Here is a 16,701-nt window from a genome sequence, read left to right as displayed (position 1 = left end):
TGCTCTGTCCGCAAGCAAGTTTAGTTAGGTCCAAGTTTTTGTACCAGCATGAAAGGAACCAAGACTAGAATAAACCATGGAAATTAAGTTGATAAAGAGGTTCGGTCACAGGCTCTATACCTCATTCCCTTAAGCAGCCCGAAACAGCCTGCCAGCATCATATCTCCGCCGGGGCTCAAAAAATGGACATCAAAACCCTTAAGCATTTTCCGTTTAGGCCCGAGAACAAAAATAGGCTCGAACCCTTTGGCTTCAGTCGGCAAGTCAAGAACCAGACAACCATGGCCATTGTCTGCAAAAACCTGGTCATTGGTCAGGCTGCCCTGTCGGAACCGTTCTAGTTGCCGCATAAGCTTTTGCCCATCAAGTAACCCGGTATGATGTTCATAGATCCCCCATACTTTTTGCTTATAGACTAAAAAAGCAATGGTATGACTGTTACCGACATTAACCACACAAATACCTTGAGAGGAAGTCATATCCTCTACTTCCGGGACGAACAAGGCCCCCAGTAGAGCAGCAGACCCAGTATCTGCGACCATGCCAGCTCCAATCATATTTTTTAGACTTTTTAAGCGAGTAAGCTGCCGTGGTGGTTCAGAAAATATAAGCTCTTCTAAGCGTCCTTGCGAGTTACGCAAAAAGTCTTCCCAAAGTTCAAACCGCCCGCGGCGGTTGCTTGTTCCTGGATGAAAACCATGATCCTGAACACAGGCCAGGACAAAATCAGGATAATCAAGTCCGCTCAAAGACAAAAATGACTGCCAGAATCCCGGATCAAAATCAGTCAAATACACAGGGCAAAATCCAGGCGGACAGCTTTCAGTTATATTAATACCCATATCTTCCACCTTTCGCATATCATCAGAGATGGCCAGGGCCGCCTGGGGATGTGCTGCTACTTCCAGGCCTTTTCTTAAATGGCCTTTCAAAGCAAACTTGAATCCTCCACCCATGTTTTGACCATAAAGATAGATATTTTTTCCCTGTTTTGTCAGTTGTGCAATCCTCTGACCAACAATAACAGCAGGCGAGGGAAGAATAAATTTCGGGCAGTTCTCAATCTCCCGCTCAGGAATATAATACAAGACGTCTTGGGTACCACTACCTATATCCAGGCATAAAACTTTTTGCATAGCTGTTTCCTTCAAATTCCTTTTTTGCGGTTAATCTTTTGAAAAATCACTATTCCGCCAGCCACATTTGTCGAATCCAGCTTTTACCCTTCATATAAAAAGGGCAGGATTAACCTGCCCTTTTTATGCCTGTTTTGTCTATACCTTAACCTATGTTAAATCCCAGGCGGCCATCAACTACATCCACAACAACTTTCTGGCCGTCATTCAAACGTCCAGCAATGAGTTCCTTGGCCAGTCTGGTCTCTATGTTATGCTGCAGGTACCTGCGTAAAGGTCTTGCTCCATAGACGGGATCATAAGCCTCTCTTGCAATAAATTCCCTGGCCTGTGGTGTTAATTCAAGTTCGATCTTGCGCTCTTCAAGACGTTTTCTTAAATCATTAAGCAACAGGTCGATAATCTTTTTGATCTCCTCAAGAACCAGAGGTTTAAACAGGACTATCTCGTCAATCCGGTTCAAGAACTCCGGCCTGAAATGACCGCGCACAACACTCATTACCTGTTCACGCACACCAGGCTTTAACTCGCCTGTTTCTGTGATCCCTTCCAACAGATATTGTGAACCGAGGTTTGAGGTCATAATGATAATGGTATTTTTAAAATCAACAGTGCGGCCATGACTGTCTGTAAGGCGACCATCATCCATAATCTGCAACAGGATGTTGAACACATCCGGGTGGGCCTTTTCCACCTCATCAAAGAGGATAACCGAGTACGGTTTGCGCCGCACAGCCTCGGTAAGCTGTCCACCCTCATCATAGCCCACATATCCCGGAGGAGCACCAATAAGCCTGGCTACTGTATGCTTTTCCATGTATTCAGACATATCGATGCGGATCATGTTCTCTTCTGTGTCAAAAAGAGTCCGGGCCAAGGTCTTGCATAATTCTGTTTTTCCCACACCGGTTGGACCAAGGAACAAAAAGGAGCCAATAGGCCGGTTAGGATCCTTGAGACCGGCTCTGGCTCTTATGACTGCATTGGCAACAGCGTCCACAGCCTCGTCTTGGCCAATAACCCTTTCATGCAACACCTCGGATAGTTTTAACAGCTTCTCCCGTTCTCCTTCCATGAGCTTGGAAACCGGAATGCCAGTCCACTTGGAAACTATTTCCGCAACATCATCCGGGCCGACCTCTTCCTTGACCAGTGTTTTGCCTGAACTGGCCTCAACAAGCCTGGCCTCTTTCTCGGCCAGTTCCTGCTCAAGCTGCGCCAGTTTCCCATAACGTAGTTCTGCAGCCTTGTTGAGATCATAGGCCCGTTCAGCAGCCTCAATTTCCAATCTTGTCTTTTCTATCTCTTCTTTTAGGCTGCGCAAGGAATTGATGGCCTGTTTCTCCTTCTCCCACTGGGCCATGAGCGCTGCCTGTTCTTCTTTCAGGTCAGCCAGTTCTTTGGCCAGCTTTTCCAGCCGTTCCTTAGATGCCGGGTCTTTTTCTCTCTTGAGTGCCTCCTGTTCAATTTCCAACTGCATAACCTTGCGGTTGATCTCATCCAGCTCCGTTGGCATGGAATCGATTTCCGTGCGAATCTTGGCTGCGGCTTCATCAATTAGGTCAATGGCCTTATCTGGCAATTGCCTGTCCGTAATATAACGATGAGAAAGCATTGCTGCTGTAACCAACGCACTGTCGCTTATGCGCACACCATGGTGCACTTCAAAGCGCTCTCTAAGGCCGCGCAAAATGGAAATAGTGTCCTCAACACTGGGTTCTTCCACCAGGACCGGCTGAAAACGTCTTTCCAGGGCCGGATCCTTTTCAATATATTTGCGGTATTCATCAATGGTTGTAGCGCCAATACAATGCAGTTCTCCCCTGGCCAGCATGGGCTTGAGCAGATTGCCCGCATCCATAGCCCCTTCGGTCTTGCCTGCGCCAACAATGGTATGAATCTCGTCGATAAAAAGAATGATTCTGCCTTCCGATTTCTGGACCTCTTTTAAAACGGCTTTAAGGCGCTCTTCAAATTCACCCCGATACTTGGCTCCGGCAATCAAAGCTCCCATATCCAGGGCAAAGATGGTTTTGTCTTTTAACCCTTCAGGGACATCCTGTTTGAGAATTCTCTGGGCCAGTCCTTCAACAATGGCGGTCTTACCTACACCGGCCTCACCTATTAAAACCGGGTTGTTTTTTGTCCGTCTGGACAAAATGCGAATACACCGCCTAATCTCACTGTCCCGGCCAATTACCGGATCCAGTTTACCCTGCCTGGCTTCTTCCACCAGGTCCCGACCATACTTCTTCAGGGCATCATAGGTATCTTCAGGATTAGCCGAGGTCACTCTCTGGTTGCCCCGTATTTCCGTTAAGACAGACAGGATTTTATCCTTATCCAGCTTAAAGGCCTGGCAAACTTTGCCCACGCCAGTGGACGGAGACTCGTCCAGAAGAGTTAGAAAGATATGCTCTACACTGACATATTCATCCTGCATATTTTTGGCCAAATCCTGGGCCTTCAGCAGGATGTTATTCACCCTTCCGGTAACATAAATCTGGCCGGGCTGCACTCCGGGCCCACTTACCTTGGGCAATTTCTCAAGCTGGCGCTCAATATCCTGGCTGATAGCTGATATATCGTAACCGGCCCGTTCCAGAATCCTGGGAACCAGACCATTTTCCTGGTCTACCAGGGCCTTAAATAAATGTTCTGCATCAATCTGCTGATGCCCGTGTCTTAAGGCTATATTCTGGGCATCAGAGATTGCTTCCTGCGATTTTTGGGTAAATTTACTTATATCCATAAAACATTCCTCCTTTGTTTCGTGATTAGTAAATCACTCGCTTCCAAGCTCTACGTGGAACCGAGTGGAAATTTATTAAGTAAGAGCTTGTAACTGTTTGATTTTTTTCTCCAATTGCTCAACCCTATCCACCAAATCCACTATGATCATTCCGGCTAAGGTTGACAATTCAAAATCTTTACAAATACGCACCAGTTTTTGCACCCGAAAAATTTCACTGTAGGGAAACAGATAATTATCGCTTTGCGTGCAAACATAATGTACCCACCCCATATCTACCAGTTCAGCTAGTCTATACGGACTGATTCCAGTTTTATGCACAAATTGACTCCAATGGATCAGGTTCGAGCAAACCGGTGAAGACTCTTCTTTTACCTTAATTTTTGTCATTTTTTTTGAAAACCTCCCCTTCTAGATGGCTAACAAAAAACCAAGATTCATATGTAAAATCTATTTTTTACACATGAACCCTTATTTGCTCAAAATTATTGGCGGGGATTAAAGTTCGACTCCCTTGCCAACTTCTCCCACAACTCTTTTTCTCGGGGCGATAAACTTTTTGGTGATTTAATCACTACCCGCACCAGTTGATCACCTTTTCGTGCTCCACGACCCAATCCTTTCCCCTTGATGCGTAGTTTCTGTCCGCTACTTATTCCCGGGGGAATACGCAGCTCTACCTGCCCCTCCAGAGTCGGAACCCTGAGTCTGGTTCCCAGAACAGCCTCCCACGGGGCAAGGGGCAGCTCATAGATAACATTATTTCCATCCAACTTGAACTGAGTATGGGGCAAAATTTTAACTTTTAGATATAAATCTCCGGCCGGTCCTCCACCTAGTCCCGGGCTACCCTGACCAGCCAGTCTTATTTTACTCCCGTCTTTTACTCCAGCAGGAATATTTACCTGCAAGGTCTTTCTCTGCAGTCTGGGTATACCATCCGGCCCCACAACCTGCTCCTGCAAGGAAATACTCTTTTGACCGCCACGATAGGCCTCTTCCAGTGTCAGTTCAATGGTTGCCTCTGTGTCCTGACCTCTTGCCGTAAATCCGCCCCCTGTAAATGAGGTTTGCCTGAATCCGGACCCACTTCCAAAATCCGCTCCCGCGCCACCAAAAAAGGCCTTGAAAAATTCGCTAAATCCTCCCAGATCAAAATCAGCTCCTTCTCCGCCAAACTCAAAACGAATATTCTCATAGCCAGGTGGCGGCTGAAAATTCTGACCATGTTGCCAGTTTGGACCTAAAGAGTCATAGAGTTTTCTTTTTTCAGGATCCTTTAAAACCTCGTAGGCTTCATTGATTTCTTTGAATTTGCTTTCCGCTTCAGGATTATCAGGGTTTAAATCCGGATGATATTTTTTGGCCAGCTTTTTAAAGGCCTTGGAGATCTCTTCTTTGGAAGCATTTTTATCTACACCTAAAATCTTGTAATAGTCCTTATATTCCATTTCCAGCGACTCTCCTTTGAGTAATTTCTTTAAAAGCTCTAAAAAAATAAGTACAAAAAACAGCTAGTCAAGAAAATGGCATGTTTTTTGTTTTCTTAATTTAACCCTAACAGTTAAATATTTATCCATTATTTAACCAGTTTATACTTTCTGCCATCCTTTTCGCCTGTTGCCTCATGCAGTCTTTTTTGAGGTAAATCGGCAAATTGTTTTCGGTAACGGTAATTTTCCTCCTGAAACCATGATTGCAGAAAATCTTCATCCCGTTGATTTATGTACTTGGTCGCTCCCCCGGTTCGCTGATTGATGGTGTCAATGACAATATCAAGAATCATCTGACGCAGCAGCCTGGCCTGTTCACTTTCTACTAGCAACATAGCGATATTGAGAAAGGCACGGAAATCAAACACACTAAGAACTGTTGTTTTGGTAACGAAATTCATTTCGTCACCAAAGTGAGCACGGATTGCTAACTTTAATTTTTTCAGACGGTTACCGCGCAAAACCTCGTACCCATTTCGACGCAATTCGTCTCCAAATTTTTCAATGTAATTGTCTATTGTGCGTGGGGTAACATCAAAAAATATGGCCACCTGTTCTTTCAGTACTACCGTTCGCCCCTCAAAAGGTATGCCCTGTATTTTCGTTGCCTTTTCGATCTCTTGCAACGCATACGGATTGTTGAGAATATTCTGGCGGTCAATCTGTGATACCGTCAGATCTTTTTTGCTAGCTTTGTCTTTTTTCTTATTCATTTATAATATTCCTAAAGGAAAAATATCGCATTTAGTTGATATGAAAAATTAAGGTTATTTCAATATTTTTATACTTTATTCCCTGGAAAATTAGAATTAGATTCATTTGCTATATATATATTATTTTACGCCTTAAGTCACCTGGCAAGTTACTATTAAAATAGTCTAACAAAAAACCACAGTAAGCAAACAAGCCAGTTAATAACCCCGAGTCAATATCTACAATACAAAACAATTATCATCACAAAAAAATCTATTTCCTCTTGGTTTGAGATTATGAAAAATATTATCTTGTTTTAAATTATTTTGTGACTTTTTAAGGCCATGAAGAATCTTATAACAATGAGGATAAAAGTACCAAAATTAATGTCCTGCTATAAATTTATTTCGCTCTTCTGGGTGATTGTTACGTATAATATCATAATCTACGATCCGATATCGTTTTGTCTTACATTCCTCTAAATCTGATATATTAATACCATTTGTAAACCAATCTTCTAAAATTTTATTATAATTTTAATCCAAGAACTCTTTTATCTTATAACAAGGTAGCGCGATGGACGACATAGGATTTCTCCTTTAACTCCTTCAAGTTTACATTTCCTTCTAATGAATTCCAGTCTGGAGAAAAATTTTTATAAAAACTCTCAGCCTTTTCTTTATTAGTATTTGCATAACAATAGAGGCAGCCATGAATACAAGTGTCATAAGATCCAATATCAACACTTTTAGTGCAAGCACATTCTTTTCTGGTTGCTGCAGACTTTACTTCCAATGGCAATTGAAAAAGCCTCGCTAGATAATGACCATTAATACAACTTCCCTTATCAACTTTTTCACACAAAAAACAGTCATTACAACAAACATATAACCTTATATTGTATTTTTCTGCTATGTTAGCCAATTTATAAACAAATTCTCTTTTTTCAGCTAAATTAACTTCAACAATTTTTTGGTCTGTATATTTTTTAAAATTTGTAAAAACCTTTTTGTATAAATTTATAAAACTGATATAGCATGCCTGAGTATATCCTTGTAATTGTTCTGCGCATTTTATAAATTTATCCTCATAATAACAAAATGATAGTTTATTAGTAATACATATAGGATCGAAACGCCAAATAATATGTCTAGATGAATATCTCTTAGAAATAAAAATAAAATCTTTAACCGTCTCTGTATAAGATGGCACATTGAGTTCAAGAGCTGCATTGCCTGTGATTGTAAAATGAAAAAATAAATTAGAAATTCTTTTTTCTATTTGTTCTATTTGTTTCAAAAGAGGAGAATAATTCTTAGACCAAAAAACAATTACGCCAAGATCTTCTGGTTTTAATGACACTTTTCTCCACTTTCTTGTATATGGATGTGTTATATACACATATCCTGCCTTTAATCTGTTAAGAAACCATTCTGTATAGAAGGCTGGAATATCTGTCCTCCTGCTGACAGAAAGAATAGCTTTCATTCCTCTTTTCCCTAAAAAACCAGATAGTTGCTGAATCGTTTCAAGCATTCTTTGCCCTTGCCTGGAGTAGCGAAAAAGACCGGCCTATCTTTTCGGTCAAGGTCAATAAAAACGGTCAATATATGTCTTGTCTGGCTATATCATAAGACTATGCTTAGCCCTGGTGTTAGTTATAGGTTAGTGATATTTTTTTATTATATCCGAATGCCCCCAAAATAAAAAGGGCTTATGGTATTTTACCATAAGCCCTTGATTTCACTGGAGCCGGGAATGGGACTTGAACCCACGGCCTGCTGATTACGAATCAGCTGCTCTACCAACTGAGCTATCCCGGCTAACTACTGAGAAGCCTTGTATATCAAGGGTTCATGCCAGGTCAAGAGCTTTTTTGAAATAGTCAAAAATTGTCAAAAAAAGTCAAAATGGATTGCAGTTTGCAGTCCAAATGCAGTCCATTTTTTTTTAAACCTCGGAAGGTTTGCGGAAGTTTTTTTTCGATACAAAAACCTTGACAAGCCACTAATTTATAAAAGGCATTAAACTAGAGCAATGGAGGAGATTGTAATTTTCATTTGAGAAAAGCTAGCCTCTTTAAATTATTCGCCAAAAATAATCTATAAATATCACCACCCAAGGTCATAACCAAGGCCCTGCTAGGACAGGTTATATCAGATCGCAGTAATAAGAAAATATATCACGTTTCTTAAATAAAATTGCCCTAGATAAGAGCGTGAACTTTCACTGCTTAGGGCGCGCCATTTACCATCTTTCCTAACCTTGGGGCTTCGACATGTAGTGCTGCCTTACTTAGAAGCATGGCCTTATATGGCGTTTCTGTTCGTCGGCCCACAGTTTTGCACTCCGGCTTCCTTCAGACCTTGCCTTCACCCAATGCTTAATGTAAAGAATTTCCTCAACATAAGGTCAACTACTGGGGGCTTTAAACCCAAGTTCATGCCCATGACGGGCGTACACAAGGCGTAGCTTATGCAAAACATTATGCGTTAAGGATGAAAGATGGAAGCCATTAGATATGAAGTAAGAGATACAAATACGAATCTCCAAGCAATTCTTAGTATTATTGATAGTAATTGCACAAAGCGGGTGATTTTATTTGCATCTCCAACAAAAGAAACTCAAGAAATGAGCCATAGTGATGGGCCTGATCCAAGGTTACCTCTTCTTTCGGCCTTGGCGGAGTATGAGATTCCTCATATAGCTACCATTTATATAGTATTTGACGGTTTGTTTTTAACGGCAGCACTAAGACCGCGATATCCAGATATAAAGAAGTTATTGGATATAGCACAGGAATCTGGGAAAGTATTCTTCGCCAAAGAAAGAGCTCCATTTACTTCTGCGTTAACACCAGCGAACGCAGTAGAGGAACTTTTAAAAATCAAAAATATCGCGAAGCTAAACAAAGAATCGAGAGCTAGCTTTTTCAGCTTATTGTCAGCCATACCGGAAGAAAGCATCGTATAATTAATAAGGTAAAGGGAGGTATTTTGTCCGCCCTTCCCACATAGCGTAGCATGCAGGGCATTAGGTAGTTTATGAAGGTTATCTGGCCGTAGACCGGATAGTGAACTCACCCACAGCTTTTTGTATGCCGGGTTCTTAACTTGTGAGGGTTTAATCTTCGTTGCAAGTTCAAGGTTCAGGTTGCCTTAGCCAAATTTGCAAACAATCTGGGTGGGAACTTTCTCTTTTCACCCAAAAAAGTATGGAGCAAGAAGGGGTTTTCTGCAACCTCGTTAGATAACAAAATAAAATGGCTACACATTCAGTATTTATAAGTCATAGCTCAGTTACAAAAGAATTGGCTAGACAAATTTACTATAACGCAATCTCAAATGGTGTTTCTGTTTGGTATGACGAAGCTCTATTAACTTTAGGCGATGAGCTAAGAGATTCTTTGATTAAAGGGATAGAAAACAGTGCCTCATTCTTGTTACTTCATTCTAAAGCTGCAATGGATAAGCCTTGGGTTCCCCTTGAAATGGCTGTCGCAAGAAAAAAATATGAGAAAGATAATAATTTCAAGATACGAGTAGTCAAACTTGACGATGAACCACTTCCGGATAAATTTTGGAATAGATTTCTTTATGAAAAATGGAATTCTTCTGACCAAGGCGGCTCAATTATTAAAATATTGGAGGCATTAACTGGAAAAAGAGGGATTGTTGCAATAACTGCGTCATCAGTTTTAACTTCTGATCCCTCATCACATTTCGTAAATCAGAGTGCAACAATTGCTGAACATACTAGGAATTATGTTCTCTGGTATCTATGTCATATAAAAAAGTTAATGCAATCGGTAGTATCAGTTGCTTATGAACAAGAATTAAGAGATACTTTAGAGAAACTTTTACATCTTTTCTTATTCGAGAATATACCAGCAATTCATGGTGGTGTGATTCCTGTAGAACCTGGTGTATTCGAACTGATCCACGCAAATAGGATGAGGGTCCCTCCGCGTATTACTGTTAACGGATTGCCTGATAAATACAAATGGGAATTGGTACAGGGAAACGAGCTGTTTTCACGAATAAGGATATTAGAAGCTAATAGTGATAATACCGTCAGTCATCCAGTTCCTTTGGCGATATCAGTTGAATTGGATGCGGAGTTATAAGTTGTTTCATCTAATTGGGTAAGGGATGTTCTCTTCCCCTCCCACACCACCCTACCAACCCGCCATTTACCATCCTTCCTGATCCAGGAGTTGCTATAATGCTCACCCAGTCCCGAAGCCCCCTGACTGGGCACGTCCATATCGGTAACTGAAAAGGCCATATACCCCCCAGATGTCCGGGGCTAAAAATTGAGTTTTGCGGAAGGTTTTCATGTTATTTTATTTTGACAAATTTCCGCTGGGAGGACGTGGAGGAGACATGGGTAGGCAGCGGACGAATATAACACCCGCCACCTTTTTGAGCTATTAAATTTGAGGCTTAGTCGGCCAAACAACATCAAAAGGAAACCCTGTCTGCTGAGGAACATCTCTTAAATCTTGTATGTACTGGGCTATTTCAGCGGCTTGTGTGTCTGTGAGAGTGGTTGGAAGTCCGAACTCTTTTTGGTTACGGTGTCTATCGAGCATCCAGAGAACTTCATTGATTAGTTTATCTCGTTTCTGTTTTACTTTTTGAGCTTCTTTTTCTGTTTCTATAGCTGTTATTTCGTCAGCAGGTTTTAAAACAAAATCTGTACCATCAAATGTATAGTGTTCAAGAGGGCCGTCAGGACGTTGACCCTCGTATTCAAATTTTGCGTAATAAGTGTTTTCAGCTAAAATATCTTTTTCAGCTACAGTTAAAATATTACCAACACTATCTTTTGTATATACAAACATATTACCTCCATTATCTCCAAGCTAAAACACGCCACTCGTGATTGTCATGCTGTATCCAATCTGCACTTGCTGTCCAGTATTGTACTAAATATTGACCTATGTAAATGTCTAACAAAATATATGTACTGTCATATCTAACAGTTAAAGGTTGTTGATATTCAGTATTTACATCGCCAGTTCCGTTAGCTCCTATATGTGTGTAAATATAGCCGTATGTAGTGTCTTTAATTTGTACGATAACAAGTTTAGGTATAGTTCTTAAACCGTGAGCCAAAGTAACAGTGTTGTTTGCTGTTCTTGATACAGTAAACCATCCTGAATCATAGTCAGCAGAGCGTGGTAAAGCACGGTCGAGAGGGTTTTCTTGGTAAGGGAGAGCAAGAGTTCCTTTAACTAAAACTGCTCCACTATAAATAACTGTCCCTGTTCCTTCGACTAATAAATGTGGACGTATTAAAGTAGCGCCTGAAGACAAAGTAATCGGCACTGTTAAAAACTGCCAAGTGCCGTCTCCTGTGTGATAAGGAGAAAATTGAATGTTCGTTGTGGCATCATGTATTTTAAGTCTTGCTATATTTGGCGTAGAAGTTAAAACCCAACATCCGAAAGTTAATGTACTTTCTCTATAGTCTTGCCAATTAGGAATATCTTGATATATTTGTTCTAATACAGTACCGTAAGTAATGGAAAGACTATAGGGGCCTACTTTTACATTAGTTGAATCTTGTGCAAGTGAACTGTCACCTGCTTTTTTCCAACCGTCAGGAGTAGAGGCTGTTCCGCCGCTCCAAGAAGCGAAGTTACCGTTTTGAATAAGATTTATAAAACCTTGAGACTCTATTTGACCTCTAGCAAGAGCTTCGTCTGCTGAAGTGGCAGGGGCTACTTTAAACGGCACTTCTGGGTCGCCTTCTTTGACGATAACTTTAATTTTCTGCCATCTACTGCCGTCGTCAGTTGTTGGATCATTACCAATATTACCGTCAATCAAAGATAAATAGGTATAACCATCTGAGCCAATTGCCCTATCATGTGTATTATAAGTTATATCGGACTTCCACAGACCGCATCCAGCACTAGCAATAGCGTTATCTCTCGCTTCGAGAGTTTGATTTTTGTAAGTTGTTGTCAACTCAGTGTTCAAGTTGACTTCATCCGCTGTGGAGTTTGCTTCCTGTGCCCACTGGTTTACTTCGTCCGCAAAATTATCCAGAGAAGCCAGAAATGCGTCTGCTCTTGCGTCAAAATTTTCTGGATCACTCCTGGATGGCGGAGTGGGCAGGTCTGTAATTTGTTGATTTATTGCCATTTTTCGCTCCTCTACACTAATCCTTCAATGTTTATGCTGACCTGGCTGTAAACAGGTCCAGGCAGCACAACGTCAAACGACCTGAATATTCCGTATATCAATAAATTTTCGTAAGACACACCGTCATTGTTGCAGTCCCAGACCAGGGGTGTGCCTCGCAAATTCGCTAATTTGCGGTAGATTATATCAATCTGCTTGGTTGGGATCATTACGTCCACATCATTATCCTTGGTCCAGTAGCCAGGTTTGAGGTAGCTGTACCCTCGGTCGTCTTCGTCTCGTCGAGAGAAATCTAAAACTCCGGTTTTTACAGGCAATTGAGACTGTCCGATATAATCGCCTCGACCGACTCTGCAAAGACCGCATTTTGCTGTAGAGTTTCCTTTGATTATTTTGAGATATAAAACTCCATTATAATAGATAGGAAAATTGAACAGAATGTCTCTTTTGTATTCTATATCCTTGTAAAAATATTCATACCATGAACTTGAACCTGTAATTTGCAAGTCTATGGTACCAGACGCAACCTGCTCTCTTGGGTCAATACCCTCATCATAGAGTATCCATTCAATTGTAGTAGCGTCCAGATTGAACAGAGCGCATGTATCGCATTTGCGTGCGCTTATTTCTACTTCTATATAGTCGGCAGCCTCAGTTACGGTATTGGTAAAGGTATCAAACATCTTATAGCGGTTTGTACCACCCAGATTTTGCCAGTTAGAGGGATTGTCATAGGGGGTCTTACCGATATTGTAACCGGTAGTTATAAGCTCCCACCAATCAGTTGCAGTGGATGGAATATTGCCTGTATTAGCGTCCTGCAATGATCTATAAGCATCTATACGGCCGTCATGGCGATAGTAAACTATATCATCTTTTCTGTACTCGGTTGCACTGTCCCATTCTGACAAATTGTTATCTTTCTCAAGAGACTGAAAAATCTCTTTTATTCCATCGTGGATATAATATACTATTTCACCTGGAGGATAAAACCACGTCTCATCCCATAGTGGATAGTCATTTTCTTCAGGGATATTGGATAGTCTTAAATCTGTGGTAATCGGGACTATTATTTTCATTGAGTTTTTACTCCTTCAACGTCCCATTTCTGGTGTAACCTGTAGAGCTTTTTGTTGGTCTTGATTAGCTCTACTTGCGTAGCCCTGATCTCCTGACGCAAAGCTTTTATTTCAGCAGCAATATTGGCAAAGCTGCCGGGCATCTGGCCTGAATTGATTGCGTCAAGAAATTCCAATCCCTTGCGCGAAACTACATATTCGCCAAATTGCAGGGCTGCTACTCCGTCCTCGCCTTGAGGCACAAGCAGTCGATTTATATATCCGCCCGTTTTCCAGGCATAACCAGAGGCATCATCATCCGGGCCACCACCTACGCCTGTAGTATCCCAACCGCCACCAGTATCCGCCCTGTCTCCACCAAAGCTCCAACCACCGCGAGATAGACTGCGGGCCATGTCACTAGGGTAGCCCATAGCTTCATACGCTTTTTCTCTGCTGTCATAGCCATAAAACCCAGGATTACTTACCACATCCTTGGTCAGCGCTTCGATGGCTTCTTTGCCATAGGCCCCGCTCCATATTTTATCTGTCAATTCCTTGCCAAAAGTATGCGCGGCCATTGCTATCCTATCGGCATAAGAGTCGGCCCTGGCTGCCTCCATCACCTCTTGCACGCGCTCAAAAAATTCCTGCGGCGTTAAATTTAAATCCTCTAACCTGGCAAAAGTATAGGTAGGCACGCCATAGGGAGACAGTTTATATCCGCTGGGCAAAGCGTAATTGCCTGGCATGGCAAACGCTTGGGATGCGTCGTCGTTTATCATAGCCCCAATCTGCCGGCCTAGTCGGTCTCCAAACCTGTCCTCAAGCATATCCAACATCTTTTCGTTTTTGCGCAGGCCTAGCAGATCCGCAATCTTGTCCATTGTATAGGCGGTTAAAGGAGATAACGCCCCGACCGCTGCCCCAGGCAGGCCTAACCCTAGCAATGATGCCAATGCACCCGTAACAATATGCGCAGGCGTGGAGTATTCCTGCACACCAAACGCGTACATGCCTATGTCGCCGATAATACCCCCCAGCAGTCCATTGAAAGACCGGGAAAGAAAACCTCCCCAGGCCATCTTTTGGGCAATGCTATTGATTTGGCTGGTTGAAATATTGTATCCGGCGCTTTGGAGTTGCTGTCCGATGGCTTGTGTTCTGCTGTAGTTGTTATAAGCCACCGCGCCACCAGCCAGGGCAGAAGACATCATGTGTCCCATAATGTTACCGGCTATCTGAGCTCTGGCAAAACTCTCATAACCTGTGTAACCAAAGGTTTTAGCAGTACCGACTTCAACAGCACCTACAACTGAGTCAAAAAAGTCGGCAACAGAAGTTCCCCCGCTGCCTATAGCTTCCCTTATCTTAGCTGCCTGTTCACGGGGGATAACCATTTCACCAGTTTGTAATTTGGCAATTATTTCATCGTCACGGACAAACGGGGTTCCTTCGTGGAAAATCGCATCAACAAAGCCAACGCCGAACTCCATAAGTTTGCTTGTGGCCCATTGTGTTGTCATTTTTGCCACAGCATCGGTCATGGTTCTCAACATCGACTTCCAAAACGATTCCCAATAGTCCTCGAGGTCCTTCATATCGCCGGTAATCCCGTCGAATAGGATATCTGATACAGTGCTGCTGGATTTGCGACTAAAATCCTGGACTATGTCATAGCCTGCTTGTGCCCAAGTGTATTGCTCCTTCTGTAACTCCTGCCAGCCCAACTTCATGCCGGCAAAGAAATTCTGGCTGGCTAGAGTTTGCTCGCGAAGTGCCTTCTGTGTGGCTTCGACTTCTTTTTTATTGATCTTTTCTATTTCAGCTTCGGCCCACTTGGCGACTTTGATTTTATCCGCACCGGCATCTATATATGCCTTAGCCTGCAGCCTGATCTGCTCCCGCTCGAACCCATACTGGCCAAGAGTGAGCTGTTTGTATTTATCTGTAAATTCTTCTTTTAGTCTTAGCTGTTCCTCAATACGGTCGTTAATGATCTTGGTAGCTCTCTCATCGGCTTTTACTTTTCCTGCATAATAAGACATCCAGCCATCTTTTAACTTGGCCAGATCTTTTAGTTGCTGCTTTGTTAGCTGACTTTGTATCGTTTGAGCGGGTTTGGCTGCATTTAGTTTTTTTGCACGTTTATTTGCAGCGTCCAGCCCTTTATAATAGGCCAACCATAAATCCTTTAAAGCCTCCGCGTTACCTAGATCACGCCTAATTTTTGCTCTATATGTACTGTGCCCTTCTTCCAACCATTCTCCTGTATCCCAATGTCTCCTGCCTATAATTCCATCCCATATATTTAAAAAAGACTCAGAAATTCTTGCACTACTTTCTAACGTACTCCCTATATCAAGACCTGTATTTAGTTCTTGCAAGACTGTATTTAGTGTTTGCAGTATGGTTAATGCGGTACCAACCTTCCAAGAACCAAAAAGATATCTGCCTATAATCCCAGTCCCAGCGGCGCCAACAATTTCATCGGGCAATTTATTGTAAACAGCAAAAACGTCATCAAGACCTTGGCCGATTTTAATTATCCCCTTCCCTGTCTTAACCAGCCCTGTTGCCAGATCTCCAATGGCCTGCTGGGTTTCTTTGTCTTTTAAGATGTCGGTCAATTCGCCCAGCGCATCTATAGCAGCGTCCATATATTCGCCGCCAGCCAGGGAATTTTTGAAGTCCAGCCAGGCCTCGTTAAACTTGTTTGTGGCTCTTGTTGCATCGTCCACACTGCCTGAATATTTCTGCTGCAGCACTTGAGCTAGCTTAGGGAGTAAGTCGCTTGCTGCAACCTCGCCCTTTTCCAGCATTTTATCCAGCTCAGCCGTGGACACTCCCATGGCCTGGGCAGCCAGTTGAAATGCACCTGGAAGCCTTTCGCCCAACTGTCCACGGAGTTCTTCGGCCTGAACCTTGCCTTTAGAAATCATCTGAGACACGGCATTGAGCGCCCCTTGAAGTTGTTCCGAAGACAACCCCAAGGTCGCGCCTGCTTTTGCAATGCCTAAAAATATCTGTCTGGCATTTTCACCTTCCAGTGCCGTATTTTTGGAGGCGGCTATGAGTTGTTTATATGGGTCGAGCAGGGCGTAAAAATTTTGGCCCAACTCATCAGCAGTCTTGCGCAAAAACTGAAATTCCCGGCCTGCTGCCTGGGTTGAACCTGTAATCTCGACAAAAGCTCTTTTTGTCGCATTCAAGCTTTTGCCAGCTTCAAAAATCTGCTGGGCAAACATGCCCATGCCAAGGCCTGCAATGCCGGATTGTAAGGAAAACAATCTGTGCTTAATTCCTTCCAACTCAATTCCGATTCGCCTACTGGCTGCCTGAAATACCTTACTGGCCTCGTCTTTGGCACTGACTATGATTTGCGTATAAGCCGTGGACATTTTAGTGACTCCG

The 16,701-nt window shown here is 42.6% G+C and carries 12 protein-coding genes and 1 tRNA gene; 2 read left to right on the top strand and 11 right to left on the bottom strand.

Features of this window, described 5'->3' with window-relative positions; all coding sequences use genetic code 11:
- Positions 1-83: 83 nt before the first annotated feature.
- From AC3WVG_RS04685 to AC3WVG_RS04655, 7 genes are all read right to left on the bottom strand, one after another.
- Positions 84-1,136 carry a DUF1786 domain-containing protein gene (locus AC3WVG_RS04685; protein ID WP_488797019.1) on the bottom strand — a complete coding sequence of 351 codons (1,053 nt, stop codon included), beginning with the start codon at positions 1,134-1,136 and terminating at the stop codon, positions 84-86.
- 145 nt (positions 1,137-1,281) lie between these two features.
- On the bottom strand, positions 1,282-3,888 hold the full coding sequence (gene clpB / locus AC3WVG_RS04680; protein WP_488797018.1) for an ATP-dependent chaperone ClpB: 2,607 nt from the start codon (positions 3,886-3,888) through the stop codon (positions 1,282-1,284).
- 75 nt (positions 3,889-3,963) lie between these two features.
- Positions 3,964-4,278 (bottom strand): chaperone modulator CbpM, encoded by a 315-nt coding sequence (locus tag AC3WVG_RS04675; protein WP_488797017.1) that lies wholly within the window; start codon positions 4,276-4,278, stop codon positions 3,964-3,966.
- 95 nt (positions 4,279-4,373) lie between these two features.
- Positions 4,374-5,339 carry a DnaJ C-terminal domain-containing protein gene (locus tag AC3WVG_RS04670; protein WP_488797016.1) on the bottom strand — a complete coding sequence of 322 codons (966 nt, stop codon included), beginning with the start codon at positions 5,337-5,339 and terminating at the stop codon, positions 4,374-4,376.
- A 128-nt stretch (positions 5,340-5,467) separates the two neighbouring features.
- A complete protein-coding gene (locus AC3WVG_RS04665) occupies positions 5,468-6,094 on the bottom strand; it encodes a hypothetical protein (RefSeq protein WP_488797015.1) in 627 nt (208 codons plus the stop codon).
- Positions 6,095-6,632: 538 nt separating this feature from the next.
- Positions 6,633-7,562, bottom strand: coding sequence for a DUF1848 domain-containing protein (locus tag AC3WVG_RS04660; protein ID WP_488797022.1), 930 nt, complete (start codon positions 7,560-7,562; stop codon positions 6,633-6,635).
- A gap of 259 nt (positions 7,563-7,821) precedes the next feature.
- Positions 7,822-7,897: transfer RNA gene (locus tag AC3WVG_RS04655), tRNA-Thr, on the bottom strand.
- A 682-nt stretch (positions 7,898-8,579) separates the two neighbouring features.
- Here AC3WVG_RS04655 and AC3WVG_RS04650 point away from each other — a divergent pair.
- Together AC3WVG_RS04650 and AC3WVG_RS04645 are read left to right on the top strand one after the other, a co-directional pair.
- Positions 8,580-9,047 carry a hypothetical protein gene (locus tag AC3WVG_RS04650; RefSeq protein ID WP_488797014.1) on the top strand — a complete coding sequence of 156 codons (468 nt, stop codon included), beginning with the start codon at positions 8,580-8,582 and terminating at the stop codon, positions 9,045-9,047.
- 289 nt (positions 9,048-9,336) lie between these two features.
- On the top strand, positions 9,337-10,200 hold the full coding sequence (locus tag AC3WVG_RS04645; RefSeq protein ID WP_488797013.1) for a toll/interleukin-1 receptor domain-containing protein: 864 nt from the start codon (positions 9,337-9,339) through the stop codon (positions 10,198-10,200).
- Positions 10,201-10,506: 306 nt separating this feature from the next.
- On the opposite strand, the gene AC3WVG_RS04640 is transcribed toward AC3WVG_RS04645, so the two are convergent.
- The 4 genes from AC3WVG_RS04640 to AC3WVG_RS04625 are packed head-to-tail and all read right to left on the bottom strand — an operon-like array spanning position 10,507 to position 16,688.
- On the bottom strand, positions 10,507-10,920 hold the full coding sequence (locus tag AC3WVG_RS04640) for a phage tail assembly chaperone (protein ID WP_488797012.1): 414 nt from the start codon (positions 10,918-10,920) through the stop codon (positions 10,507-10,509).
- Positions 10,921-10,930: 10 nt separating this feature from the next.
- On the bottom strand, positions 10,931-12,229 hold the full coding sequence (locus tag AC3WVG_RS04635; protein ID WP_488797011.1) for a hypothetical protein: 1,299 nt from the start codon (positions 12,227-12,229) through the stop codon (positions 10,931-10,933).
- 11 nt (positions 12,230-12,240) lie between these two features.
- Positions 12,241-13,308 (bottom strand): hypothetical protein, encoded by a 1,068-nt coding sequence (locus AC3WVG_RS04630; RefSeq protein WP_488797010.1) that lies wholly within the window; start codon positions 13,306-13,308, stop codon positions 12,241-12,243.
- The gene (locus AC3WVG_RS04625) at positions 13,305-16,688 is read right to left on the bottom strand and encodes a tape measure protein (RefSeq protein ID WP_488797009.1); all 3,384 of its coding nucleotides are present in this window, start codon (positions 16,686-16,688) and stop codon (positions 13,305-13,307) included. Before AC3WVG_RS04625 ends, AC3WVG_RS04630 begins: the two co-directional genes overlap by 4 nt.
- Positions 16,689-16,701: the final 13 nt, after the last annotated feature.

The sequence above is a fragment of the Desulfovulcanus sp. genome, assembly GCF_982781345.1.
This window is presented reverse-complemented; position numbering and strand designations above follow the sequence as displayed.